We start from the raw sequence: 341 nt of genomic DNA, 5'->3' as shown, positions 1-341 counted from the left end.
AGGTTTCCACGGGGCTTGCCCCGAGAGGCTCCCAGCTAGACCACTGGGTGAATAGGCCGGATGTGGAAGAGAGGACTAACGACTCTCGCAGCTGACCGGTACTAATAAGCCGATAACTTGACACAACCTTACTTCTGCTACGCGTCCACTGTGCGGTTCCCGAGATACGGTCGGGAAACCGATGACATCTCCATAGAGTTTCGGTGGTCATAGCGAAGGGGAAACGCCCGGCTCCATTCCGAACCCGGAAGCTAAGCCCTTCTGCGCCGATGGTACTGCACGGGAGACTGTGTGGGAGAGTAGGTCGCCGCCGAACACCTTTTCAGAAAGGGCCACCCCGA

At 57.8% G+C, this 341-nt stretch carries 2 rRNA genes; both read left to right on the top strand.

What is annotated here, in order from left to right:
- Positions 1-125 (top strand): 23S ribosomal RNA (locus tag J4G33_RS16875); the annotation flags it as partial.
- A gap of 74 nt (positions 126-199) precedes the next feature.
- Positions 200-316, top strand: a 5S ribosomal RNA gene (rrf, locus tag J4G33_RS16870).
- The last annotated feature ends 25 nt before the right edge of the window (positions 317-341 follow it).

Origin of the sequence: Actinotalea soli, assembly GCF_017565425.1 — a bacterium.
GTDB lineage: Bacteria > Actinomycetota > Actinomycetes > Actinomycetales > Cellulomonadaceae > Actinotalea > Actinotalea soli.
The sequence above is the reverse complement of the archived record's forward strand: the minus strand, read 5'-3'. Positions and strand labels throughout refer to the sequence as shown.